This is a genomic window from Pseudomonas proteolytica (assembly GCF_007858275.1).
In the GTDB taxonomy this organism is placed as follows: Bacteria; Pseudomonadota; Gammaproteobacteria; order Pseudomonadales; family Pseudomonadaceae; genus Aquipseudomonas; species Aquipseudomonas proteolytica.
On record NZ_VFEV01000009.1, the window covers coordinates 125,827 to 148,246 of the forward strand.

The following is a 22,420-nucleotide window of genomic DNA, read 5'->3' on the forward strand; positions in this document are numbered from 1 at the left end:
ATGCAATTGCGTGGCCCGGCGTGGCCCTCATCCCACGCTGCGGAATGCGCTGGGACTGAGCCCCGTCCAGCGCTTGAACGCCCGGCGAAAGCTGCGCACATCACTGTAGCCCACCTCTTGGGTAATGCGTTCGATGGACAGGCTCGGGTTGCCCAGCAGCCCCATGCACCGGGCGCGACGCACCTGTTCCAGCAAAGCTTCGAAGGTCAGCCCATGCTCGGTCAGGCGCCGGCGCAGGGTGCGGCCGCTCATGTTCAGGTCACTGGCGACCTTCTCCAGTTGGCTGCCCTGCAAGTCGCGGGAAATAGCGCGTTCCACCGCCTGGATGAGGTCCATTTTCCGGTGTAGTTGGGCACTTTCCAGCTCCAGCAGGCCAAGGGCCTGGCGCAATGCCAAGGCGTGGTGATTCGGCAACGGCACGTCGAGCCACTGGGCCTCCAGGACCATGCGGTTGTGCAGGCAGCCAAAGCGCACATCGTCACCGAACAAACGCTGGTACTCGGCGGCATACGCCGGTGGCGCGTGCATGAACTCCATGCGCAGTGGCTTGAATTCACTGCCCACCAAGGTCCGCCCGTAGATCATGAGGCTGGCAAAAAACTCCTCGGCGGCAAATACCTGGACCTCGGCAAAGGGCAGCAGGCACTCGACATCGACCATGACCTGCTGGGCGCCTTCGTGGATACGCGAGGTGGCGATGCCGCCGGAGGTGTGTTGATGGCGCTCGCCCACGGCAAAGGCATCGCGCAGGGTCTTGCACAGTGAGATGACATGCCCGAGCAGGCCCAGGGTGCCCAGCACATTCTGATTGCCGACACACAGGCCCAGCCCCTGGTCTGGCAGGACTTTAAGTGCCCGCTGGATCATCGCCACGGCCTGGCGGTAGGAAATGCGCAGCGCCGGGTCATCCAGGTCTGCCAGGGTAAACCCCAGGCCACGGCACAGATGCTCGGCATTGGCGCCCTTCTGCGCCGCAACCTGCCCCAGGGTTTGCAGGAGAAAAGGCGAGACCAGCGCCAGTTCGTAGTGTGGATCAACGGTTTTGCTGTGCATGGATCTGCGATTCCCGACTCTATGCCCGGTTATTGTTTTAGAAACATCCTGACAATCATAGGTGCTTGCAAGGCTTGCCGCACTCTGAATGAACGCTGTCCGGCAAAGCCCCCCTATATGGCCGCCAATACCCTGCCCTCCGGGGCGTCGAGGGCTTATTTCTATGGGCAAGGCTCCGATGAGGGCCGACGGTGCATTCATCCAACAATAATAATGAGCCCAGACATGAACCCGACCCGCGCGCTTGCCCCCCTGCCCCTTGCCCTGGCCCTTCTCAGCCTGCCGACCCTGGCCACCGAGGGCGGCGTGGACAATATCGGCCCCGGTACCGATGGCTTTTACATCCTGCCGCTGGATGTGGATCACCTGCCGGACCACATGTTCGCCTTCAACCTTTACTACAACCACTATGAAGCCACGAAGCTGGATATCAGCTCCCTCGGGGGCAAGGTGCCACAGGTGAAGATCCGCTCGGATGCAATTATCCCGCGCCTGGATTACCTGAGCCCGTTGCGGGTGTTTGGCGGGCGGTTGGGTGGCTATATCGCCCAGCCCTACCTCAAGCAACAAGTGGCCCTGTTTGGCATGTCTGACCAACGTGAAAGCATGGGCGACACCACTATCGCGCCGATTATCCTATGGGACCTGGGCAAGAATCTGACCCTGGGCGCCGCGGTAGAAATCACCGTGCCTACCGGTGAATACGACGCTTCGCGCCTGGCCAACACCAGCAACAATTTCTACACCTACAAGCCGCTGGTGTCAGTGACATGGCTGCCTGACGAGCGCACTGAGCTGTCGATCAAGACCACCTACAGTTTCAACCAGGAAAACCACGCGACGGACTACCGCTCGGGGCAGATTTTCCACTTCGATTACTCGGCCAGCTACAAAGTGACCGACAACCTGAGCCTGGGCATCAATGGCTACTACCTCAAGCAGACGACTGACGATAAGCAGTACGGACGCACCGTGACCAATATCTATGGCGAAGAAGTCAACGACGGTGTGCGTGGCCAGGTGTTTGCGATTGGGCCGGCGGTGTACTTCACCTTTCTCGAGTACGCCAGCGCGGAGGTCCGTTGGGCCAAGGAGTTTGATGTCGAGAACCGGCCGCAAGGCGATATGTTGTGGGCCAAGCTGACAATTCCGTTTGCCTTGTAGCAATCACCTGTGGCTAGGGGGCTTGTCCCCTAGCCACAACAAGGCCTTCACCACCGTCGGGGCCTACATAGGGACGCGGCATTTCATCCGGTGTAAACCGGCCAGCTGTCGACGATTTTGCCGCCGCGCACCGCCAGCAGATCGCCAAACTGCAAGAGTACCGACTCGGTCTGGGCCGGGCGCAGGAACACCTGGTCGTCGATGTTCAAGCCAACCCCAGGCGAACCGTTGACCATCTCCTGGTTGGAGCTACGGCCATACAAGCCATTGCTTTGCAGCCCCGCAGGCGACTCGAAATCGGCCATCCAGTTGCCGCCATAGATAAAAAACGTGGCGCGTTGGTTGCGATCCCACCACGACAGCAACCGGGACTTGTCGTCCAGCGCCGGGATGTTGACCGCACCGGTGCTTTTGAGGACGGGCGTGGCGATGTAGGCCGCCGGGACATGCTCACTCAATGAAGGCAGATCGTAATGCGTAGGCTTGAGCAGCGCCGTGCCTACCGAGACTTCGCTGCTCAACTGTTCCTGCTCATGCATCCGGTAGCTGGGGCTGCCAGCGGTATTGAGTGTCAGGTCATCACGCCACAGCGTCGCAAACTGCTGGCGGCTGAAGTCGACAAAACCGTTGTAACGTTGCATGACCTTTTCGAACAGTGCCTGGGGCGACCCGAGGATGCCCGGCACGCCCATGCCGACAAATGGGTCGTAGCCCATGAAGCCGGCAAACTCCAGGTGCTGCGGATGCGCGCGGATCAACCCCAGCATTTGCCCCAGCACCGCGTTGTCGCTGATACCGCCGCGATGCAGGCCCACATCCAGTTCGATATTGATCCGCAGCCGCGTGCCCAGGCCCTGGGCCAGCGCCAGGTATTGTTGCAGGCGCTGTGGCGTGTCCAGCAACCACTGCAATTGCCGGGCGGGATCGAATGCCCCTTGGTGGTGTTGATAGAACAGCTCGGCCGAACGTACCGGCAACGGCTTGCCCAGCAGGATATCGGCGTCGGGAAACACTTGGGCGTCGTGGTTGAGAAAGGGTTGGTGAAACGACATCAAGCGGCGGGTACCCGCGCGCTTGGCGATGTAGGCCAAGAGTCCCGGTGCTGGCAGGGATTTCTCCACCAGCCGCAGGTGCTTGCCACCACGCTGTACCGATTGCATGACGATGTCGATGTTGTGATCCAGGCGATCCAGGTCTATCAGCAGCACCGGACGCATGGGCCCATGGGCCTTGAGCTGCTGGTTCAACTGGTGAAAATACTCGCTGTACGGCGACCCTCGGTCAGCCGGACGCAGCAGCGCCGCGCCCGCCACCAGCAAGGCGCCGGCGCCCAGGGTACCGGCCATGAAGTGTCTGCGATTCATCAGGCAACTCCCAGGATGGATGACAGGTGTGCATTAAGGAATTTGCCGCCGGGGTCGAGGGCCTGGCGCACTCGCGCGAACTCATTCCAGCGCGGGTACAGGGCCTGCAAGGTGCGGGCATTGAGGGTGTGCAATTTGCCCCAATGGGGCCGCCCGGCGTATTTCCAGAAGATCGGCTCGACGGCCGCGAAAAAGTTGTGGTGGTCCATGGTGTAGTGCTGGTGCACCGAGATCGAACAGCTGTCGCGGCCTTCAAACATGCTCAGGGGAATATCATCGGCCTTGACGTAGCGGTACTCGATGGGAAACCAGGTGCGCAGGTCCTTGTCGCGGATCAGCTTGAGGATTTCCCGCAGGCAGGCCGGGCCATGCTCGGCGGGCACCGAATACTCCATCTCGTTGAAACGCACGTTGCGTACGTTGGCGTAGATTTCGAATGACTCGGCCACCCGGTCCTGGAAACTGGCGAAATAACGCAGGCTGTTGAGCAACGTGCGGCGTGCCTGGGGAAAGTCGCTGGCGTATTTGTCGAGGTTTTCGATGATCGACACAAACTCATTGCCGCCCGCCTCTGCCGGATCGATCGGTGGGGTCGGAGCGTCGGTGGTCTCGTTGAGAGCGATGGACAAGGCGTAGTCCGAATGTGTTACCACCAGCATCTCCCAATGCTGGTTTTCCCGGGTGTTTTTCGCCACATCCTCCAGCAGTTCTTCGGTGCGGGCGATCCATTGGCGCTCCCGCAGGCGGTAAGGCGTGCGGTTTTGCAGGCGCACGCGGGTGGCTATGCCCAGCGCGCCCAGTGACACCCTCGCGGCACTGAACACCTCGCGCTCACGGTTGGCGTCGCAGTCCAGCACTTCGCCCTGGGCCGTCACCAGTTGCAGGCCGGTGACACCGGCGGAATACGAGGAAAACCCGACGCCAGTGCCATGGGTCGAGGTGCTAATGGCCCCCGCCAGCGTCTGGTAGTCGATGTCTGCCATGTTCGGCAACGCCTGGCCGACCGCCTTGAGCGCTGGCCCCATGCGTGACATGGGTGTGCCAGCCGCGAAGGTGGCTTGCAGGGTGCTGGCGTCGTGGTCGAGCAAGCCGTTGAAAAAGCTCAGCGAGAGTAATGTGCCATCAGTCGGCACCAAGGCGCTGAACGAGTGACCCGAGCCCACTGGACGGATCTTGCCCGGCGCCTGGCGAATGACCTGTACCAACTCCCCCAGGTCCTTGGGTGCCAGCCGCTCAAGGGGCAGGCAGCTTTGTGCCCCCGACCAGTTACGCCAGGGGATCAAGCGCGGTGCCCGGGCCAACTGGGCCAGCGCCGGGTTACTGCTCATCGCCAGGAATGCACCGGCCACCGCCGAGCGCTGCAACAGTTGCCTGCGTGAAAGCACCATCACCTACCCCATTGTTGTTATTGGATATGAACACCGGCCATGAAACCGATCAGCCCCAGGAACTGCTCCTCGGAGCACTGCATGCACAGGCCCATCGGCGGCATGCCGTTGTAGCCGTTGAGGGTATGGTCCAACAGCGTATCCGCGCCCTGGGCGACACGCGGGCTCCAGGCCTGGCTATCGCCGGTCAGTGGCGCGCCGGATGCCGGGTTGGCGTGGCAGAGTTTGCAACTGCTGTCGTAAAGCTGGGCCAGGGTCGGATCGCTGGGTACGGCGTTGCGCGCCGTAGTCTGTTGCGGTTTGTCGTCACAGGCTGACAGCAGGCCAAGCAAGGCCAGCAGCAAACCGATGCGACAGGAGGTCGTAGACCACATAGCCACCCTCTCTTTTTAGGTATGAACAGCTGGGTTCACACTAAGTCAGTGGCGGCGCGGTGTTGAGGGTATTGGCGGACATAAAGGGGGCTTGGGCGGACAGGGTTGGGCGACCGGCGAAGCCGGCGCCCGTAACAGCAGGCTTAGAAAGCCAGGCCGACCTTGAAGCCGTACTCGTCGCGCTTGAGCTTGGTGTTATCGGCCACCTCCGAATCCGCATCGAGCTTGTACTCGGTGCGGGTGTAGTACAGGCCAGCCATCACCGGCAGGTCGCCGTTCTGGTTCATCAGCAGGCTGACTTCGGCGTAAGGGTTGGTGCGGTCCTTGAGGTCCACGGTGTCGCTGCCAATGCCGTCGACCTTGAGCTTGGCGCGGCCGTCGAGGGTGTGGCGGGCGCCGACTTCGACGCGCATGGTCATGCTGTCGAACTGATGGTTGTACCCCACCGCAGCCTTGGCAAACGGCGACTTGCTGGTGAGTTTCATGTCGTAGTCGTCGGAGTCTGGTTCATAGCGAGTCCAGCTATAACCACCACCGACCAGCACATCGACAAAGTTGCGTGCATCCAGCGCGGCGCGCCAACCCAGGTCGAGGTCAGCCTGGCCTTCCTTGAGCTTGTTGTCGCTTTTCTTGCCGAACTTGGCGTCTACACCGGCCTGGTAGATAAAGCCGGATTCGGCGGTCAGCTTGTTGCCGAAGTTATAGAACACGCCGGCTTCGGGCATGTGGTCCTTTTCGCTTTCGCTGCCGCCTTCAAGCTTGAAGTCGTTGTAGGCGCCCAGGATACCGAAGGTAGAAATCGGGTCGGTGGACGGTGCGGCGAAGACCACGGCCGGCGCAGCAACCAAGGCCAGGATCGAAGAATTCTTGAGGATTTTTCCGAATAGTTTGGACATCGTCTTACATCTCCATTTTAGGGTGGGCAAATTATTCAGGAACCGGTTCGAACCCCCTGCGGCGCGAAAGGTTCGAATTAATTTGCCTTGATTTGGAGGTAAAACGCTTCAGCGAAGGCTCTGGATCAAGCCTCTTTGAGCGGACCCATCACGTATCGGCCAATAACTGCGCGAGTTTCGGGCGTAGCTGTGGGTGTTCGGGCAGGCGCAAACCGAACGCCTCTTGCAGCACGGCCAACAGTTCGTCGACATCGGTGATCCGACGTTTCTCACTGTCCCGGCCCAGGTGGTGCACGGCGTAGTGGGCATTGTTCAAGGTACGCCGCAGCCCGGGTCCGATAAGGGCCACTTTCAACTGCCCGAGGAACGGCGAGTCGGGGTGAGTGGATACGTACCAGTTGCCGATTTCGTAGTCGAAGTGCGACTGCGGCTGCAGGTCGAACACGTATAGTCCGCGCCACTCCTCGCCAACCTGGGCCCATAAGGTGTAGCTGCCGGCATTCAAGGTCAGTCGATAGGGTTCATGGGCGGTGGCCTGGGGCGCCTGATCGTCCAGGCGCAGGGGGCTGGTCGGCACCATGCCACCAAAGCCGACATCGGTGATGTAGCGTTCACCGTCCAGGGTCACCAGGGTCAGGCGATGCGTGCGGGCGGTCAACGCATCGGGTGGCCCGCCCATCACCACGCGGCCAGTGATACCCCGTGCGTCGAAGCCCAGTTCTTGCAGCAACGCCAGGAACATCTGGTTGAGCTCGTAGCAGTAGCCACCTCGCCCGTTGAGCAGGACTTTTTGTTCGACGCTGGCCAGATCAATGGGGACCGGCACCTGCAAAAAGGTGCAAAGGCTTTCGAAAACGAAGGTACTGACATGGCGCAATTGCAACTGGGCCAGGGTCTCCAAGGTAGGCGCTGGCGGTGTGTCATACCCCAGGCGTTGCAGGTACAGGCTGCTGTGAGACAGGCTCGGTGAATCCTGGTGCATGGCGCATTCCTTGGGCGTAGAGCGAAGGTTTCACTAATACCTGTAACCGGTGCCGCTGCCAATACTGATCTGTAGCAAGAGGTCGGCGTGTCACACCACAAACTTTCTGAACCTTTCTGAACCTAATTGCATCAACTCCATATCAAAACAGGGAGGCAATATGGGCACGGCAACGATCTACACCATCCATTACAGGCTGCACGGCGAACCCAAGTCCTTTGTGGTGCGGGCGGAGGTGATGAACAACGCCGAAGCATGGCATTGGGCCAGCTGTGATGCTGGGGTGGCCCACGTCGGGCGCATTGGCCGTCAGGGCCATGAACGCACCAAGAAAACCACCCGGCCATGGGCGGAGAAATACGGCATCACCGAAGTCACCTGGATCGCCCCCCAGCGCCTGTAGTCGCTGGGGCTTGGCAAGGGGCTGGCGAAGACGCCGTATCGCCCCTCGCCACAGGCCGCTATGGTTTTAGATTGCCCAAAGGATCATAAGCCGGCTGCTTGCCGGCTTTGTGTTTCTTGTCCAACGGGGCAATGGCCGGGCCGACCGGGTCTACCTGCGGGTCGGCCAGATCCGGGGAGTCCGGGTCAAAACCCAAGTTGTGCTGATCACTGGCATGTTCCGACGAGTGCGGGCCATCAGGCTTTTTCGATTGTTCAGTCACAGTCATCTCCTTCGCCTTGCTTACGATGCATACAGCTATTAGAGAAAACCCTGGCCGCCATCGTTCAACTTTCTCACGCCCGCCTACAAACCGTGAGAAGATGCCGCGCCGCGCAATACCCCTACTTAGCTCATGGAGACTGCATCCCGCATGTTTGAGATCAAACCCGTCGATCCGCAAACCTATCGCCAGCAGACCCGCCGCAGTACGGTGATCGTCGCGGTGATCTTCGTCGCCCTGGCCATGCTGCTGTCGAGCCTGGCCGTGATGCTGTTTGGCGAGCCCGGCGGTGACAACTTCCGCTTCAATATCGGTGGCGTGGTGGCTGGGGTGGTGCTGACCATTGCCTTGGTCCGGGGCCCGCTCTGGTCTCAGGCGTGGCTGGCGCCGGCGGTCTATGGCTGGCAGCTCAAGCGCAACCTGATGCGGGTGACCAACGTGATGCACAAGGTGACCGAGCGGGTACAGGCCAACGATCCGACGGCGCTCAAATTGCTGCGGTTCTATCACTTGGGGCTGACGCAGATGCACGAGCTGGACGCCAATTCCAGCGCACAGGCGCAGTTGGTCGGGGAGATCGAAAAGCATAAGGCGCAGATGAAGGCGCTGGGGATCAAGGCCGAACAAACACGCCTGGATCCAGCGTGGCTGAAGGCCATGAAGGACAACTGACCTTGTAGGAGCCCGCAAGCGGGCTCCTACAGGGGGTCAGGCGGGGAAGATCGCACCAAGGTCCAGGTGCCCGTCCTTGAGCGGCGGGCACCAGTAGTAGCCACCGGTCAACGGCGTGCTGATGCGGTACAGGCCATCGACAATCCCGTCTTCCAGGCCGCTCATACGGCGTAACTGGGCCTCAAAGGCATCGAAGGAGTGGCCGAACGCGAGGAACATCAACCCCGCCTGGCCATTTTCGGCCCAGGGCATGGAGCGGCGCACCACAAAGGCTTCGGGAGTGAAGCTCTCCTGGGCGGTACGCTTGACGTGGGCGGACTCGGGGGCGTCGTCCAGTTCTTCGTTATCGCCATGACGACGACCGATGATGTGGTCGCGCTCCTGGGCCGGCAAGGCGGCGAAACCATCCAGGTCGTGCTGCCATTGCTGGATCGCGGCAAAGCTGGCGCCGCTGCCGGCGACGGCGGCCTCGACGGCGGCGTCGTCGTGGGGGTTTTCGGTGCCGTCTTCGTAGTCGGTCAGGTCAAAACCAGTCTTGTAGCGGAAACCTTCAGTCATCTGCACCAAGCGAAACGCCGGTGCCAGGGCTTTCTCAAAGGCCCGGCTACGCAACAGCAATTCACCCCGGTCTTCGCCATGCAGCCAGCACCACAACGCCTGCTGCGTGGACGGGTTGTGGGCAGCAGGCCCCGAGATCTGCGGGAAACTGCGCAACCCGTCGATCTGTGCGCCAAGGGCCTTGACCAGCGGTTCACCCAACCCCACCACCACTGCCGAGTCGACCAACTGAACCAGCGCGTCGAGCGCTGCCGGCACGGCGTCAATGGACTCGATGGCAAAAAACAGATGGCGTGCCTGCAATGGCACCGGTGCGGCAAGAATGCCCGGCTGGTACTGACTCATATGAACTCCTTCAAGAAAGCCGCGTAGTTTACCCGGCACAGCCCCACTGTGCGTAGGGAAATGCGCGTAAGCCTTGCAACAGAGCCCTCGGATGGGGGAATCTCTGACTCAAGCTGTGCAACCACTCCAGGGGTAGCGACATGACCACCAATCACCTGCTTGCCAATCTGTTTCCCACCGCCAACGACATTCCCGAACAATTTCGCCTCGCCGCCCCCATCGAACAGCGCGACTATCTGGTCGACGGCAAGTTGCGCAACTGGAACGGACCCTTGGCCCAAGTGCGCAGCCCGGTCCAATTGGTCGGCGCTGATGGTGACACGCCAGTGATTATCGGCAGCACCCCCCTGCTGGATGCCGACACCGCCCTGCTCGCCCTCGACGCAGCGGTGCGAGCCTATGATCGTGGCCAGGGCCAATGGCCGACCATGCGTGTGGTCGAGCGGATCCAGCACGTCGAGGCTTTTTTGCGCCGCATGCGCGAACAGCGCGATGCCGTGGTGAAACTACTGATGTGGGAAATCGGCAAGAACCTCAAGGATTCCCAGAAAGAGTTCGACCGCACCTGCGACTATATCACCGACACCATCAATGCCCTAAAGGAGCTGGACCGCCGCTCCAGCCGCTTCGAGCTGGAACAGGACACCCTGGGGCAGATCCGCCGCGTGCCCATGGGCGTGGCACTGTGCATGGGCCCCTACAACTACCCGCTCAACGAAACCTTCACCACGCTGATCCCGGCGCTGATCATGGGCAACACCGTGGTGTTCAAGCCGGCCAAGCTTGGCGTGCTGCTGATCCGTCCGTTGCTGGAGGCCTTTCGCGACAGTTTCCCGGCCGGGGTCATCAATGTGATCTATGGCAGCGGCCGCGAAACCGTCAGTGCGCTGATGGCCAGCGGCAAGGTGGATATCTTTGCGTTTATCGGCACCAACAAGGCAGCCAGTGATTTGAAGAAGCTGCACCCTCGCCCCCATCGCCTGCGCGCGGCCCTGGGGCTGGATGCGAAAAACCCCGGCATCGTATTGCCGGAGGTCGATCTGGATAACGCGGTCAACGAAGCCGTCACCGGTTCACTGTCGTTCAACGGCCAGCGTTGCACCGCCTTGAAAATCCTGTTTGTGCATGAAGCGGTGGTCGAGCGTTTCATCGAAAAATTCAACCAGAAGCTCGCCACCCTCAAGCCGGGCATGCCCTGGGAGGACGGTGTGTCGCTGACACCGTTGCCGGAGGTAGGCAAGGTGGATTACCTCAATGGGCTGGTGGCCGATGCCGCGCAACACGGGGCCACGGTGGTGAACGCCAATGGAGGTGCCAGCCGTGGCTCGTTCTTCTACCCGGCGGTGCTGTACCCGGTGAACCCGCAGATGCGTGTGTATCACGAGGAGCAGTTTGGCCCGGTGGTGCCCATCGTGCCCTATCGCGACCTGGACACGGTGATCGACTACGTACTGGAGTCGGATTTCGGCCAACAGCTGAGTATTTTTGGCACCGACCCGGCGCAAGTCGGGCGCCTGGTGGACACCTTCGCCAACCAGGTGGGCCGGATCAATATCAACGCCCAATGCCAGCGTGGCCCCGATACGTTCCCGTTCAATGGTCGCAAGAACTCGGCCGAAGGCACGCTGTCGGTGCATGACGCGCTGCGGGTGTTCTCGATCCGCACCCTGGTGGCAACCAAGTTCCAGGACAGCAACAAGGCCCTGATCAGCGATATCATTCGTGACCGGGCGTCGAGCTTCCTGACCACCGACTATATTTTCTAGATTAGACATTGCTCCAATGTGGGAGCGGGCAAGCCCACTCTCACATTGGACTGCATGACATCTATAGATGAGGCCCTCTTAATCCCGATGAACCTGCCGCCCTTCGCCCGCCGCCTGTTGCGGCCCCTGCTCGACCCCTATCGCCGCTATCGCAACGCCAAGCTGATCCACGCCGTGCGCGTGTCCATCGGCCTGCTGGCCACCATCCTGCTCACCACCGGTCTGAACCTGCCCCATGGCGAATGGGCCTCGGTGACCATGCTGGTGGTCATCGGCGGCTTGCAGCACCACGGCAATATCGGCAAAAAGGCCGTGGAGCGGGCCTATGGCACGCTGATCGGTGCCAGCGTCGGCCTGTTGCTGGTGGTGCAAGAAGCGTATGTGGGCCAGCCACTGCTCACTTATCTGCTGATGTCAGTGGTGTGCGGATTCTTCTCCTATCACGCCATCGGCAAGGGTGGATACACCGCGCTGCTGTCGGCGATTACCGTGTTTATCGTGGCTGGTCACGGTTCCAACCCGCTGTCCGATGGCCTGTGGCGCACCGTGGACATCCTGATCGGCATCGCCCTGGCCCTGGCATTTTCCTTCGCCCTGCCGCTGTATGCGGTGTATTCCTGGCGCTACAACCTGGCCAGCGCCCTGCGCGATTGTGCCGCCATTTACAGCCGGATCATCAGTGGCCAGTCGGTCACCGATGATGAACATCTCAAGCTGCTCAACCGCTTGAATGCGGCGATGCTGCAACTGCGCTCGTTGATGCCGTCGGTGTCCAAGGAAGTGCGGATTTCCATGACCGAACTGGACGCGATCCAGCGGCATCTACGGATGTGCATCAGCACCCTGGAAATTCTCGGTAACACCCGTCCCGATCCACGAGATGAACAGGGCATGGCGCGCTTGCAACTGGCGCTCAAAACGCAGCACCGGCAAATTCGCGTGCAGTTGATCGCAATGGCGCGGGCACTACAAACCGGCGCCGCGCAACGCCTGGAGCGGGCCAGCCCGGTCCCCGCCGAACAGCCGTCGCCGGATACTCCCGTGCACAGTGCGCTGGATGGTTATCGAATGTTGACGGCGCAACTGGCGGCAAATATCGATGAAATGCATGCGCGACTGGCGAAAAGTGTCAAGGCGTGGAATATCTGAAAAGCGTTGCGAAATAATATTGGATCCACATTTTTTTCACGTTTTATTCACATCCGCAAACGTAAGGTGAAGCCTCATCCGTTACAAATGTTGCATATCAAGCCCGCCGCCCCAGCGGGCTTTTTTTTGCGCGCGATTTGATCAGAACAGCACCGCCAAACCTGTGCGAGCACCTGTTGAGCCTAGCGCAGGCGATAGAGCCGACTCGATATGCCGGTGAAGCCGAGTCGCCCACCACTCTTGTAAAAAGTAAATAAGCTATTGATTTTAAACAACTATATTTTACTTAGATGGCCGTACTTGTGTGGCGAGCGGGCTTGCCACGAGAGGTAGTGGGGGCTACTCCATTTGATTGCGACGGGTTCAGCGGGCGACTTTGCTGCTCGCCGGCAGTGCCGACTGTTCACGAATCGCTCGCTGGGTATCGAGTACCCGCCCCAGCGCCGTTTCGGCTTCCGGGCTTTGCTGTGGCACACGAATGGCCGCCGAGACCAGCGTGATCAGCTTGGCCATGACTTCCGCGTCGGTCGCCGGGCGTCCCAGGCTCATGGAGTTCATCAGCAGGCGCAGCTCGGTGCCGGCCATCACCCCGGAAATCGCCTTGAGGGCAAATTGCAGGCGCACCCCCAGCTCATTGCGCGGCAGGTCGGGCAACGCCAGGGCGAAGGCTTCGAAGAAGCGCTGAAACACCGGCTGGTAATGGACCTTGAGGTATTCCTGGATGAAGGGCGAAGTGTCGCTGTAGACCCGACCCAGGAACCGGATGAAGGAACGCCCTTCGCCGCTGGCCGGATCACTGCGCTCCAGGCCCATGGCCGGGGCGAACAATACGCCGAGCAAGGTATCGCAATCGAGCGGGCCATCAGACTCTGCTTCGCAGCGGGCGAGCAACTCCAGGCGCTGCTCGTTGAGCGGCTCCAGGCGTTGCATCAATAACGTTTTCATCAGGGAATCCTTGTCCCCGAAGTGATAATTGACCGCGGCGAGATTGACCTGGGCCTTCTCGGTGATTTGCCGCAACAACACGGCGTCGTAGCCGTACTTGATGAAGAGAGCCTCTGTCGCATCCAGCAGTCGAGTCTTGGTTACATTTGGAGCGCTGAGTTTCTTCGCGACCATATAAGTTCCACGGAGGAAATATGTTTTAAAAAAAAATTTGATTTTTTATACCGGGGCGGGTGTCCGAAAGCAAGTAGTGACAGTGCGCCATACTATCCAAACCCAGGGCGGGTCGCCCTGTAAACGTTCCCCCCAGGGTGGGCCCAAGCGTTTTCCAAAGGCCAGAATCGGCTCCATAACCAGAAAAACCCGCTCTATCTCTGTGGCTGGCGAAGCCGCTGGATCACGGTTACTATTCAAACAATGTTTTTAAAAGAAGAATAAAAACCAGTTGCTGGCAGCCGCGGTGCGGTTCCTGAACATGTTTCAAATATTTTCAGGGATAGGCCGGATTGCCGCAGCGCAAGGCGTAGTCATGATGACAGATACCCCAACGCTCCCAGGCTTCATTTCCCTGCAAGGCATCGGTAAAAGCTATCAACTGGCTGGCCAGCACCTGGCCATTCTCAACGACGTCAGCCTGTCCATCGCCCGTGGCGACAGCTGCGGCATCCTCGGCGCATCCGGCTCCGGCAAAAGTACCCTGCTCAATATCCTCGGCCTGCTGGACCTTCCGGACTGCGGCGCCTATCGCTTCGCCGGCCATGACATTTTCAACGCTACACCGGACCAGCTGGCCGCGCTGCGCAACCAGCAGATCGGGTTTGTCTTCCAGAGCTTCAACCTACTGCCGCGTCTCAGCGCCCTGGACAATGTCGCCCTGCCCCTGGCTTATCGCGGCGTGTCGCGCCAGGAATCGGTAGTGCAGGCCCTGCATATGCTGGAGCAGGTTGGCCTGGCCGACAGGGCTCATCATCGCCCCGCCGACCTGTCCGGCGGCCAGCGCCAGCGGGTGGCGATTGCCCGGGCACTGGTAGGCGCGCCGGCGGTAATTCTGGCCGACGAACCCACCGGCAACCTCGACAGCCACACCGCCCAAGACATCATGGACCTGCTGCTGGCCCTGAACCGCGAGCAAGGCGTCACGCTGATCATCGTCACCCATGATGCGCAGATCGCCGAACGCCTGAATCGCCAGATCCTGGTACGCAACGGCGTGGTTCATCAGGCAGAGTGCGTATGAGCCTGCGGGTCGAACAGAGCCTGAGCCAGTTGCTGCACGAAGCATTTGTGAGCCTGCGAACCCTGGGTAAGCGCTCCATCCTGGCCTTGTTGGGGATTGTCATCGGCAGTTCATCGGTGGTCGCGCTGATCAATATCGGGCATAACGCCGCCGAGGATGCGGCGATGATTTTCAAGGACATGGGCACCGATACCCTGGTGGCCCAGTTCCCGCCCAAGGGCAACAGCACCGCGAAGATGCCCACCAGCCTCAACCTGCAAGCCGTGCGCCAGGCCGTGCCGGGCATCCTCCACATCGGTGCCATTTCCTCATTCAGCGGGCCGGTCATCTTTCATGGTCGCACCACCAACGCCGGCTTGATTGGCAGTACGCCTGGCCTCAAGGATGCGATGCGCCTGGTACTGCGCGAAGGCCGCTTCCTATCCGACTTCGACAGCGGCGAAACCTACGCCGTGGTCGGCGACCAGATCGCCCAAGCGTTGAGCACGCCCGGCGACCCACTGCGCCTGGGTGACCGGGTGCGGGTCAACGACTATCTGTTCTTGATCATCGGCATCCTGCAGAACCAGCCGCGATCAATGCTGATTCCGGTGCAAACCAACGACTCACTGTTTATCCCGGCGCCTGGCATGCGCCGCATCTATTCTGCGCCGCAGGTTGGCAGCGTGATCCTACGCGCGTCCGCCGGCCAGGACATGGAGCGTATCGCCGCCGACGCCACCCACGCCTTGGGCGCTCAACTCACAGACCACACCGTAGAGATCCAGATCCCCCAGCAAATGATCGACGGCATGACCCGCCAAAGCCGCACATTCGCCTATCTGTTACTGGCCCTGGGGGCGATCTCCCTGGTGGGCGGCGGCGTCGGCGTGATGAATGTGATGCTGATGAACGTCTCGCAACGGCGCCGGGAAATCGGCATTCGCATGGCCCTGGGGGCGCGCCAGCGCGATATCCGCAACCTCTTCCTGCTCGAAGCCGTTACCCTCACCGCCGTCGGTGCGCTGTGCGGCGCGGTGCTGGGCATGAGCGCGGCTTATCTCTACGCCTGGCTGTCGGGCTGGCAGTTTGCCCTGGCCGTGTCGGCCCTGCCTCTGGGGGTGGGCAGTACGTTGCTGGTGGGGTTGTTTTTCGGCCTTTACCCGGCCGTCTCGGCGTCTCGCTTGCAGCCGGTGGAGGCCCTGCGCGATGAATAAACCCTGGCTGTTGCTGATCGCCCTGGTGAGCCTGCCCTGTGTGGCCGCCGATATCGTGATCCGTCCTTCGGCGCCGACCACCACACGCAGCGGCTATGAGCGCAGTGTCTCGCTCAATGCCCAGCTCACTACCTTGACCCTGGGCGATGCGGTGTACCTGGGCCTGCGCAACAACCCGGCGATTCGCAGCGCGTACCTGCAACGGGTGGCACAGAAATTCGACCTGCGGGTGGCCGAAGATGCCTTCAACCCCAAACTGGTGCTCAACAGCGCCTACCGCACCACCCAAGGCAGTGACGACCGCGCTCGTAACGCCAACCTGGCGCCCACCACCAGCTTGCTTGGCGAATACGGCACTCGGCTGAGCATGGGCTGGACCCAGCAACTGAACAACGCCAACCGGGCCGGGCGCTACCGCAGCGACGGCCTGGACCTGGCCATCATCCAACCGCTGATGCGCGGTGCCGGTTGGGACGCCACCACCGCACCGCTGCGCTTATCGCGCCTTTCCGAGCAGGCCAACCGCTTGAACCTCAAGGCCAACGTCGCGCAGACCATCAGCCAGATCATCGCCACCTACCGCGAATTGCTGCGCGCCCAGGAGCAACTGAGCATCGCCCAGCAAGCGCTCAAGCGCTCCAACACCTTGCTGGAGGTCAACAAGGCGTTGATCGCTGCCGGGCGCATGGCCGAATTCGAAATCGTCCAGACCGAAGCCGACATTGCCTCGCAACAACTGGGGGTCGAGGAAGCCCAGAACCAGTTGGACATGAGTCGCCTGTCGTTGCTGCGCCTGCTGGCCTTGGACCTGGCCACACCGATCCGCGCCACCGAAGCCCTCGAAGCATCGCCCATGGCGATCGACAAACGCGAGGCGTTCAACCTGGCGCAAACCCAGCAGCCCGAATACCTATCGGCCCTGCTGGGCAGCCAACAGGCCGACCTCAACCTGGTGCTGGCCAAGGATTCCGGGCGCTGGCAGGTCGACCTGGTGGGCGGCGCCAATCAGATCCGCGCCAATACCGATAACGATGCAGGCAGCACCAGCAATCGGCGCTGGGACAGTTATGCCGGTGTCCAGGTGCGCATTCCCATCGGCGATATCAGCACCCGGCAGGCCGAAGTCCGCGCGCGGGTGGATGTGGAGAACCAGGCCATCTTGATCACCGACGCACGCCAGGAGCTGGAGCGCAGCGTCAATAACGTGGTGCGCGACCTCGGCACCCGCTGGCGCCAGTATGAAATTGCCCAGCGGGCCGTGGAACTGTCGCGGCGCAAGATCGAGATCGAGCGGGACAAACTGGGCGCCGGACGCTCCACCAACTTCCAGGTGTTGAGTTTCGAAGCTGACTTGCGCAGCGCCGAAAACTCCCGCCTCAATGCGTTGATTGCTTATCTGAATGCCCAGACCCAGCTCGACCTGACGCTGGGCATGACTTTGGAAAGTTGGGAAATCGCCCTCAATGACTACTAAAAAAGCCCTGCTGGGCGCTGGACTGCTGATATTGCTGGGGGCTGGCGCATTTGCGCTGCTCAGCCGCCCAACGCCTGCCGCCGACCAGGCCGCCATGGCCGAGCAGTGGCTTGAGATAAAAAATGATGCCCTGGTACACCAGATTGGGCTGGTGGGCAGGATCGAACCCGACACCACCATTACCCTCACGGCCCCCTTCGACGGCAACGTGCAAGCCAACCTGGTGGAACAGGGCCAACGGGTCGAGGCCGGCCAGGTCCTGCTGCGGATGGACCCCGCTACCCTTGAAGTGCAACTGCGTGAAGCGTTGTCTACCCAACTCAAGGCCCGGCGCACCGTGCAGGAAATGCAGGACTGGGACGCCAGCCCCACGGTCAGCCGCGCCCGACGCGGCCTGCGCACCTCGCAAATGAGTGCCGACAACACCCAGCGCAAACTGCTTGAAAGCGAGAACCTGTTCAAGCGCGGCATCATCCCGCGCAACGAATTGGACGACCTCAAGCAACAGGCCCAGCAGCAACAGTTGGATCTGGCTGCCGCGCGCAGTGAACTGCAACAAGCCCTGGACCAGGGCAAGGGTGAGTACCGACAGATTGCGGATATGGAGTTGACCAACGCCACGGTCAAGTACGAGGCCCTGCGCAAGCTGCTCGAAGGCCAGGAGGTCAAGGCCCCGTTTTCCGGGATTGTCGTGCCCCCACCGGGCAGCAACACCCCGCAGGGCGGCGCAAGCAGCAACGCACCGGTGCAGGCGGGAAGCAAGGTCGGCCAGGGCCAGGTGCTGTTCGGGCTGGCCAATATCGAACGCCTGAAAATCGTTGCCAAAGTCTCTGAACTGGATATCAACCAGCTGCATCAGGGCCAGCCGGTGGAAGTCATGGGCGACGGTTTTGATGGCGAGCGCCTGAGCGGTTCCGTCAGTGTGGTCAGCGGCCTGGCGATCGCCAATGACAGCCAGGGCAGCGCGCAATTCCCGGTGACCCTGGCCATTCCAAAATTGACCGAGAAACAGCTGCAAAGGGTCCGCCTGGGCATGAGCGCGCGCCTGACTATCGTGACCTATAACAATGAGCAGGCGATCATCGTCCCGGCCCAGGCGATCAGGCATGAGGCAGGCGGGCTTTCGGTGGAATATCGGGCAGCCATGAACAAGCCGGTGGAACGGGTGAAAATCACCACGGGACAATCGACTGCCCTAGGGGTGGAAGTGTTTGGGCTCCAGCCTGGGTTTATCAAAACTGTCTTGTGAATCCCTTTGTATCGTGCCTAAAAAACACTTTAGGAATTTACCTACATCAGCATAGGAAACTTACCACGCCATAAAATATTGTAAAAAAATACTCCTTAGGAAAGTATTGTCATCCGTTTTGCCTTGGGCGACAGGTGCGCAATATGAATCGTTATTCAAACATCAAAAAAATGGTGGCTGGCGGTGATTTATTTTGGAGTCGAACACAAGAAGCCCGAATGAGCGGAATTGTCGCCGACAATCTTGGTGACGGCTTCATGCAAGTCGATGGTGACCCATTCATAAACATGTGCTCTTACTCCTACCTCGGCTTGGACTCCAATATAGAAATTTTGAAGGGAGCAATAACGGCACTAGACTCGTCGCAAACCTTAAACTCATCCACATCCCGTGTCCGAATTTGTTTACCGCTATTGGAAGAGGCAGAGCTTGCACTGTCAGATCTGTTTTCCGTCCAGGTGCTGACTACAGTTTCATGCGCTTCAGCCGCCGCAGCAATGCTTCCATTACTCGCCGCAGGTGTATTCACACAAAACATCCCCCCGCTAATGATTTTTGACCAGTCCGCGCACTTCTGCTTGAGTTTGATGAAAGCCGTTTTCGCAGATGAATCCGAAGTAGTGACAGCACCGCACAATGACTTAAACTTTCTGGAAGACTGCTGCAAACAAAAGCAACGGGTCGCTTACATCGCGGACGGCGTCTATAGCACGGGAGGATCCGCCAATGTATCGGAGCTTATGAGCCTGCAAGACAAGTACGGTCTATTTGTTCTATATGACGAGGCTCATGGCCTGTCGGCACAGGGTACAAATGGCTGCGGATTAGTTCTCAATACAATGGGCACACTAAACAGTAACACCATGATCATCGCATCATTGAACAAGGGCTTTGGTGCATCGGGCGGGGCGATCCTCTTTGATTCGTCGATTAGCAAATCAAATTTATTGCGGTTTGGCGGCCCTCTCTCTTGGTCCCAACGAATTAACACAGCAGGTTTGGGTGCAATTATCGCGTCCGCAAAGATACATAGATCCACAGAACTGCAACACCTGCAAAACAGATTGACGACCAACATCCAACTGTTCGATACACACATCAAGACCACCTTGGCAGGAGATGGATTACCTATCAGGTTGATTCCCATGAGTAATGAGCAACATGCAATCACCACCGCAACAAAACTCATGGAGCGTGGATTTTATACATCGCCGCTATTTTACCCTGTCGTTCCCAAATCAACTCCAGGCCTTCGCGTCATGCTCAGAGCAAACATGGCCTCAGACGACTTAAAACAGTTTTGCACAGCGGTAAACTCAATGCTGTAGATGCAACCCCGCACATTAGGACGTCGTGACAAAAGGAATTTACATGTCATCATCCCCCCAGCAAGTACTCCTACTCGCGTGTTGCACGACCATAATTGCCCAGCTTGGTATAACACTATATATACCTGCAACAACCCAACTCGCCTCGATACTAAATACAGAAGAGGCGGAAAGCTATAAAGTTCTACTATTTTATTTGGGCGGCGCTGTACTACCGATAGTATTTATGTCACGCCTTATTCGCAGTTTCGGGCGCCACACTGCAATTCTCGTTTGCTGCGCGACTTTATTCGTCGGTAGCGTGCTGTCCTTATTCAGTTTGGGCTCCGAGGTGTTCTTTTTCTCCCGGCTCATGCAAGGCATAGGTGCTGGCGGAGGAGCTCTGATCGGCAGAGCACTGTTAACGGATATCTCATCAGGGGCAGCCCTTGCGAAAAACCTGTCTGTATTATCCTATTCATTTATTCTTGCGCTTATCGGCGGGCAAGTAGTAGGCGGCTTTCTGATATCAAGCCTTAACTGGATCGCTCTGCCATACCTAATGATCATCGGATTGATACTTACCTACGCACTAGCTTTTAAAATACGCACCCGCCTTTACAAACTAGACGCCGTGGAAAAAGAATCCGCATTAACGCCAAACTACTACTCCACTGCAACCCAGCCCAGTTTTTTTCTACCGGTCATTTTAGGAGGGTGCGGCTATGGTATTTTTATTATCTATCAAGGTATCGGAGCGTATATATTTCACTCTAATTTCCGTTGGAACAGCGCCGATTACGGCACATTCGGCTTGTGGTTGGGCCTGGCTTATTACTTAGGCGCACTGACTGTAAGGCGAGCCTTGACTGTTGTCAGTGTTTGCCAATTATCAATTTTTGGCGCATGCCTATTAATCGCTTCGAGCAGCGTGTTGTTTCTGGCCGCCTGGCAAAACATGTCAATCCACTTGGTTGTTGGGACCTATCTGGTTATTTGGTACGCCCAAGCAACACTCTACCCATGTGCAGCAGCCATGGCAGTAAACAGAATACCCGGCGCCCACCCAATGATGCTGTTTAGTTTCCTACAACAATTGGTAGCGTTAATATTTGGTGCTCTTGCGACTTTTTTTATCCCTTACGGCATTCAAACTGTGGCACTGCTCACCGCATGCCTGGGTGGACTTGGTGTACTCACCACACTGCTCATTCTGAAAAGAGAGTCTTGATATGGACATATTGACTAGAAGTTGGCTATGCGTGCCCGCCAGCCAAAAGCATATAGAACGGACAATTATTGAGTCTAGCGCCGATATCGTATTATTGGACTTGGAAGACTCAGTCCCAATGTACAAAAAACAATTTGCACGAGAACAACTGCTGGCATTGGACCACTCTATCCACAATCGGCGCAATCTAGCGATAAGAGTTAACGCACTCACCAAACCAGAAGGCATCAGAGACTTGGTTTTCTTGTTAGACCACAACATTATTCCCGAATATTTGATCATCCCCAAAGTAGAGTCAGCCGGAGAACTGAGAGTCCTTAATGAACTGATATCCGCTACTGGCCAACGAGTAAAAACCTTTGCAATCATCGAAACTTTAAAAGGATTGCGCTGCATCGACTCCATTATCAATGAAAGAACAAACCTGCGCGGCTTGATTTTAGGTAGCGCTGACCTCTCCTCGGAGATCAATTTCAAAATCGCAGAGCGCGCGCTTACCCATATAAAATGCGATATAGCCATCGCTGCCCTCAGCATGGGGCTAATGGTAATTGATTCGCCCTGTTTTAAACTGAACAACGAAAAAGCGCTTAGAACAGAAATTGAAACAGCGAAAGAATTTGGCTATTCCGGAAAAATCGCCATTCATCCAGCCCAAGTAGAACTGATAAACAAATTATTTACCCCGACAGCAATCGAACTGAAAAAAGCACGAGCAATTATCAAATGCCTCGAAGCTGCGGGCCCAACGACAGCCATATCCACCTTAGATGGGGAAATGCTAGGCCCTCCTTTCGAAATCATGGCCCGCAGGCTTTTGAAAATTAACGAATCGCTCTCAAGAACCAATAGGAAGCCAGCATGAACATCAACCAATCGCTCCCCGGCAGCAAGGCATTAAGCAAACTAACCAAAGTTGGGCCCGGACGCTATCGTGAGGATCATGGGCTTGGCTTTGACGACTTTATTATTGGTGACATATTTGAACATCGTCCAGGCCGTACGGTGACAGAGGCGGATAACGTCTGGATGTCGTTAATCTGCATGAATAACCATCCTGCCCACATCAATGCAGAATATGCGAAGCAAACCGAATTTGGACAAATACTGGTATCAAGCCTGGTGACCTTTTCGATAGTCGGTGGGATGAGCCTCGCGAGCACGAGCGCAAAGGCAATTGCCAATTTAGGCTGGGATAATGTTCGTCTGGTAGCCCCTGTATTTGTCGGCGATACATTGTATGCAGAAAGCGAAGTCATCCATAAACGTCCCTCTGCCAGTCGTCCCGGACAAGGCGTAGTAACAGTGCGAACAAAAGGGCTCAAGGCAAATGGACAAATATGTTTATCCTACGAGCGCAGCTTTCTGATCACTCTCGACCAAGTACCCTTGGCATGAGTAGCCT

Annotated in this window: 22 protein-coding genes; 13 read left to right on the plus strand and 9 right to left on the minus strand. The window is 58.5% G+C overall.

Annotated features, from left to right (window positions below):
* Positions 1-27: 27 nt before the first annotated feature.
* Positions 28-1,053, minus strand: coding sequence for an AraC family transcriptional regulator (locus tag FIV38_RS08905; protein ID WP_029291185.1), 1,026 nt, complete (start codon positions 1,051-1,053; stop codon positions 28-30).
* Positions 1,054-1,278: 225 nt separating this feature from the next.
* Here FIV38_RS08905 and FIV38_RS08910 point away from each other — a divergent pair, with 225 nt between their 5' ends.
* On the plus strand, positions 1,279-2,217 hold the full coding sequence (locus tag FIV38_RS08910) for a SphA family protein (RefSeq protein ID WP_092237133.1): 939 nt from the start codon (positions 1,279-1,281) through the stop codon (positions 2,215-2,217).
* 83 nt (positions 2,218-2,300) lie between these two features.
* On the opposite strand, the gene FIV38_RS08915 is transcribed toward FIV38_RS08910, so the two are convergent.
* The 5 genes from FIV38_RS08915 to FIV38_RS08935 form a co-directional block, all read right to left on the minus strand.
* Positions 2,301-3,512, minus strand: coding sequence for a DSD1 family PLP-dependent enzyme (locus tag FIV38_RS08915; protein ID WP_167362648.1), 1,212 nt, complete (start codon positions 3,510-3,512; stop codon positions 2,301-2,303).
* Between the two features lie 68 nt (positions 3,513-3,580).
* On the minus strand, positions 3,581-4,909 hold the full coding sequence (locus tag FIV38_RS08920; protein WP_167362649.1) for a D-arabinono-1,4-lactone oxidase: 1,329 nt from the start codon (positions 4,907-4,909) through the stop codon (positions 3,581-3,583).
* 77 nt (positions 4,910-4,986) lie between these two features.
* Entirely contained in the window at positions 4,987-5,343 is a 357-nt protein-coding gene (locus tag FIV38_RS08925; RefSeq protein ID WP_092237143.1) for a c-type cytochrome, read from the minus strand.
* Between the two features lie 143 nt (positions 5,344-5,486).
* Positions 5,487-6,239, minus strand: coding sequence for an outer membrane beta-barrel protein (locus FIV38_RS08930; RefSeq protein ID WP_029291171.1), 753 nt, complete (start codon positions 6,237-6,239; stop codon positions 5,487-5,489).
* A 148-nt stretch (positions 6,240-6,387) separates the two neighbouring features.
* A complete protein-coding gene (locus tag FIV38_RS08935; RefSeq protein WP_092237145.1) occupies positions 6,388-7,221 on the minus strand; it encodes an arylamine N-acetyltransferase family protein in 834 nt (277 codons plus the stop codon).
* Positions 7,222-7,381: 160 nt separating this feature from the next.
* On the opposite strand from FIV38_RS08935, the gene FIV38_RS08940 reads away from it, so the two are divergent.
* Positions 7,382-7,624, plus strand: a complete 243-nt coding sequence (locus tag FIV38_RS08940) for a DUF6555 family protein (protein WP_029291166.1) — start codon at positions 7,382-7,384, stop codon at positions 7,622-7,624.
* A 58-nt stretch (positions 7,625-7,682) separates the two neighbouring features.
* Here the strand turns inward: FIV38_RS08940 and FIV38_RS08945 are convergent, their stop codons facing one another.
* On the minus strand, positions 7,683-7,892 hold the full coding sequence (locus FIV38_RS08945) for a DUF6021 family protein (protein ID WP_092237148.1): 210 nt from the start codon (positions 7,890-7,892) through the stop codon (positions 7,683-7,685).
* Between the two features lie 144 nt (positions 7,893-8,036).
* On the opposite strand from FIV38_RS08945, the gene FIV38_RS08950 reads away from it, so the two are divergent.
* On the plus strand, positions 8,037-8,558 hold the full coding sequence (locus FIV38_RS08950; RefSeq protein WP_092237151.1) for a DUF3087 domain-containing protein: 522 nt from the start codon (positions 8,037-8,039) through the stop codon (positions 8,556-8,558).
* Between the two features lie 36 nt (positions 8,559-8,594).
* Here the strand turns inward: FIV38_RS08950 and FIV38_RS08955 are convergent, their stop codons facing one another.
* Entirely contained in the window at positions 8,595-9,461 is an 867-nt protein-coding gene (locus FIV38_RS08955; protein WP_092237154.1) for a Dyp-type peroxidase, read from the minus strand.
* Between the two features lie 140 nt (positions 9,462-9,601).
* Between FIV38_RS08955 and FIV38_RS08960 the strand changes: the two genes are divergently transcribed.
* Both FIV38_RS08960 and FIV38_RS08965 read left to right on the plus strand, forming a co-directional pair.
* Positions 9,602-11,227, plus strand: coding sequence for an NADP-dependent glyceraldehyde-3-phosphate dehydrogenase (locus tag FIV38_RS08960; RefSeq protein ID WP_092237157.1), 1,626 nt, complete (start codon positions 9,602-9,604; stop codon positions 11,225-11,227).
* Between the two features lie 87 nt (positions 11,228-11,314).
* A complete protein-coding gene (locus FIV38_RS08965; protein WP_092237160.1) occupies positions 11,315-12,376 on the plus strand; it encodes an FUSC family protein in 1,062 nt (353 codons plus the stop codon).
* Between the two features lie 363 nt (positions 12,377-12,739).
* Here the strand turns inward: FIV38_RS08965 and FIV38_RS08970 are convergent, their stop codons facing one another.
* A complete protein-coding gene (locus tag FIV38_RS08970) occupies positions 12,740-13,495 on the minus strand; it encodes a TetR/AcrR family transcriptional regulator (protein WP_029291156.1) in 756 nt (251 codons plus the stop codon).
* Between the two features lie 355 nt (positions 13,496-13,850).
* Between FIV38_RS08970 and FIV38_RS08975 the strand changes: the two genes are divergently transcribed.
* The 8 genes from FIV38_RS08975 to FIV38_RS09010 all read left to right on the plus strand — a co-directional run bounded on the left by FIV38_RS08975 (position 13,851) and on the right by FIV38_RS09010 (position 22,413).
* Positions 13,851-14,558: an ABC transporter ATP-binding protein gene (locus FIV38_RS08975; RefSeq protein WP_029291154.1), complete on the plus strand. Its 708-nt coding sequence runs from the start codon at positions 13,851-13,853 to the stop codon at positions 14,556-14,558.
* Positions 14,555-15,754: an ABC transporter permease gene (locus tag FIV38_RS08980; protein WP_092237164.1), complete on the plus strand. Its 1,200-nt coding sequence runs from the start codon at positions 14,555-14,557 to the stop codon at positions 15,752-15,754. Before FIV38_RS08975 ends, FIV38_RS08980 begins: the two co-directional genes overlap by 4 nt.
* Positions 15,747-17,228, plus strand: coding sequence for a TolC family protein (locus FIV38_RS08985; RefSeq protein ID WP_092237167.1), 1,482 nt, complete (start codon positions 15,747-15,749; stop codon positions 17,226-17,228). Before FIV38_RS08980 ends, FIV38_RS08985 begins: the two co-directional genes overlap by 8 nt.
* Positions 17,218-18,477 (plus strand): efflux RND transporter periplasmic adaptor subunit, encoded by a 1,260-nt coding sequence (locus FIV38_RS08990; RefSeq protein ID WP_092237170.1) that lies wholly within the window; start codon positions 17,218-17,220, stop codon positions 18,475-18,477. The genes FIV38_RS08985 and FIV38_RS08990 overlap by 11 nt, the downstream gene beginning before the upstream one ends.
* Positions 18,478-18,620: 143 nt before the next feature.
* On the plus strand, positions 18,621-19,805 hold the full coding sequence (locus FIV38_RS08995) for an aminotransferase class I/II-fold pyridoxal phosphate-dependent enzyme (RefSeq protein ID WP_092237173.1): 1,185 nt from the start codon (positions 18,621-18,623) through the stop codon (positions 19,803-19,805).
* Between the two features lie 43 nt (positions 19,806-19,848).
* On the plus strand, positions 19,849-21,015 hold the full coding sequence (locus tag FIV38_RS09000) for an MFS transporter (protein WP_092237176.1): 1,167 nt from the start codon (positions 19,849-19,851) through the stop codon (positions 21,013-21,015).
* A 1-nt stretch (position 21,016) separates the two neighbouring features.
* Positions 21,017-21,880, plus strand: a complete 864-nt coding sequence (locus tag FIV38_RS09005) for an HpcH/HpaI aldolase/citrate lyase family protein (protein WP_092237178.1) — start codon at positions 21,017-21,019, stop codon at positions 21,878-21,880.
* Positions 21,877-22,413: a MaoC family dehydratase gene (locus tag FIV38_RS09010; protein WP_070994202.1), complete on the plus strand. Its 537-nt coding sequence runs from the start codon at positions 21,877-21,879 to the stop codon at positions 22,411-22,413. Before FIV38_RS09005 ends, FIV38_RS09010 begins: the two co-directional genes overlap by 4 nt.
* Positions 22,414-22,420 lie beyond the last annotated feature (7 nt).

Bases quoted from the DNA above. Each gene is read 5' to 3' on its own strand.
- FIV38_RS08905 (WP_029291185.1), bottom strand. From the start codon at position 1,053: ATGCACAGCAAAACCGTTGATCCACACTACGAACTGGCGCTGGTCTCG.
- FIV38_RS08910 (WP_092237133.1), top strand. From the start codon at position 1,279: ATGAACCCGACCCGCGCGCTTGCCCCCCTGCCCCTTGCCCTGGCCCTT.
- FIV38_RS08920 (WP_167362649.1), bottom strand. From the start codon at position 4,909: ATGAGCAGTAACCCGGCGCTGGCCCAGTTGGCCCGGGCACCGCGCTTG.
- FIV38_RS08925 (WP_092237143.1), bottom strand. From the start codon at position 5,343: ATGTGGTCTACGACCTCCTGTCGCATCGGTTTGCTGCTGGCCTTGCTT.
- FIV38_RS08930 (WP_029291171.1), bottom strand. From the start codon at position 6,239: ATGTCCAAACTATTCGGAAAAATCCTCAAGAATTCTTCGATCCTGGCC.
- FIV38_RS08935 (WP_092237145.1), bottom strand. From the start codon at position 7,221: ATGCACCAGGATTCACCGAGCCTGTCTCACAGCAGCCTGTACCTGCAA.
- FIV38_RS08940 (WP_029291166.1), top strand. From the start codon at position 7,382: ATGGGCACGGCAACGATCTACACCATCCATTACAGGCTGCACGGCGAA.
- FIV38_RS08945 (WP_092237148.1), bottom strand. From the start codon at position 7,892: ATGACTGTGACTGAACAATCGAAAAAGCCTGATGGCCCGCACTCGTCG.
- FIV38_RS08950 (WP_092237151.1), top strand. From the start codon at position 8,037: ATGTTTGAGATCAAACCCGTCGATCCGCAAACCTATCGCCAGCAGACC.
- FIV38_RS08955 (WP_092237154.1), bottom strand. From the start codon at position 9,461: ATGAGTCAGTACCAGCCGGGCATTCTTGCCGCACCGGTGCCATTGCAG.
- FIV38_RS08960 (WP_092237157.1), top strand. From the start codon at position 9,602: ATGACCACCAATCACCTGCTTGCCAATCTGTTTCCCACCGCCAACGAC.
- FIV38_RS08965 (WP_092237160.1), top strand. From the start codon at position 11,315: ATGAACCTGCCGCCCTTCGCCCGCCGCCTGTTGCGGCCCCTGCTCGAC.
- FIV38_RS08970 (WP_029291156.1), bottom strand. From the start codon at position 13,495: ATGGTCGCGAAGAAACTCAGCGCTCCAAATGTAACCAAGACTCGACTG.
- FIV38_RS08975 (WP_029291154.1), top strand. From the start codon at position 13,851: ATGATGACAGATACCCCAACGCTCCCAGGCTTCATTTCCCTGCAAGGC.
- FIV38_RS08980 (WP_092237164.1), top strand. From the start codon at position 14,555: ATGAGCCTGCGGGTCGAACAGAGCCTGAGCCAGTTGCTGCACGAAGCA.
- FIV38_RS08985 (WP_092237167.1), top strand. From the start codon at position 15,747: ATGAATAAACCCTGGCTGTTGCTGATCGCCCTGGTGAGCCTGCCCTGT.
- FIV38_RS08990 (WP_092237170.1), top strand. From the start codon at position 17,218: ATGACTACTAAAAAAGCCCTGCTGGGCGCTGGACTGCTGATATTGCTG.
- FIV38_RS08995 (WP_092237173.1), top strand. From the start codon at position 18,621: ATGAATCGTTATTCAAACATCAAAAAAATGGTGGCTGGCGGTGATTTA.
- FIV38_RS09000 (WP_092237176.1), top strand. From the start codon at position 19,849: ATGTCATCATCCCCCCAGCAAGTACTCCTACTCGCGTGTTGCACGACC.
- FIV38_RS09005 (WP_092237178.1), top strand. From the start codon at position 21,017: ATGGACATATTGACTAGAAGTTGGCTATGCGTGCCCGCCAGCCAAAAG.
- FIV38_RS09010 (WP_070994202.1), top strand. From the start codon at position 21,877: ATGAACATCAACCAATCGCTCCCCGGCAGCAAGGCATTAAGCAAACTA.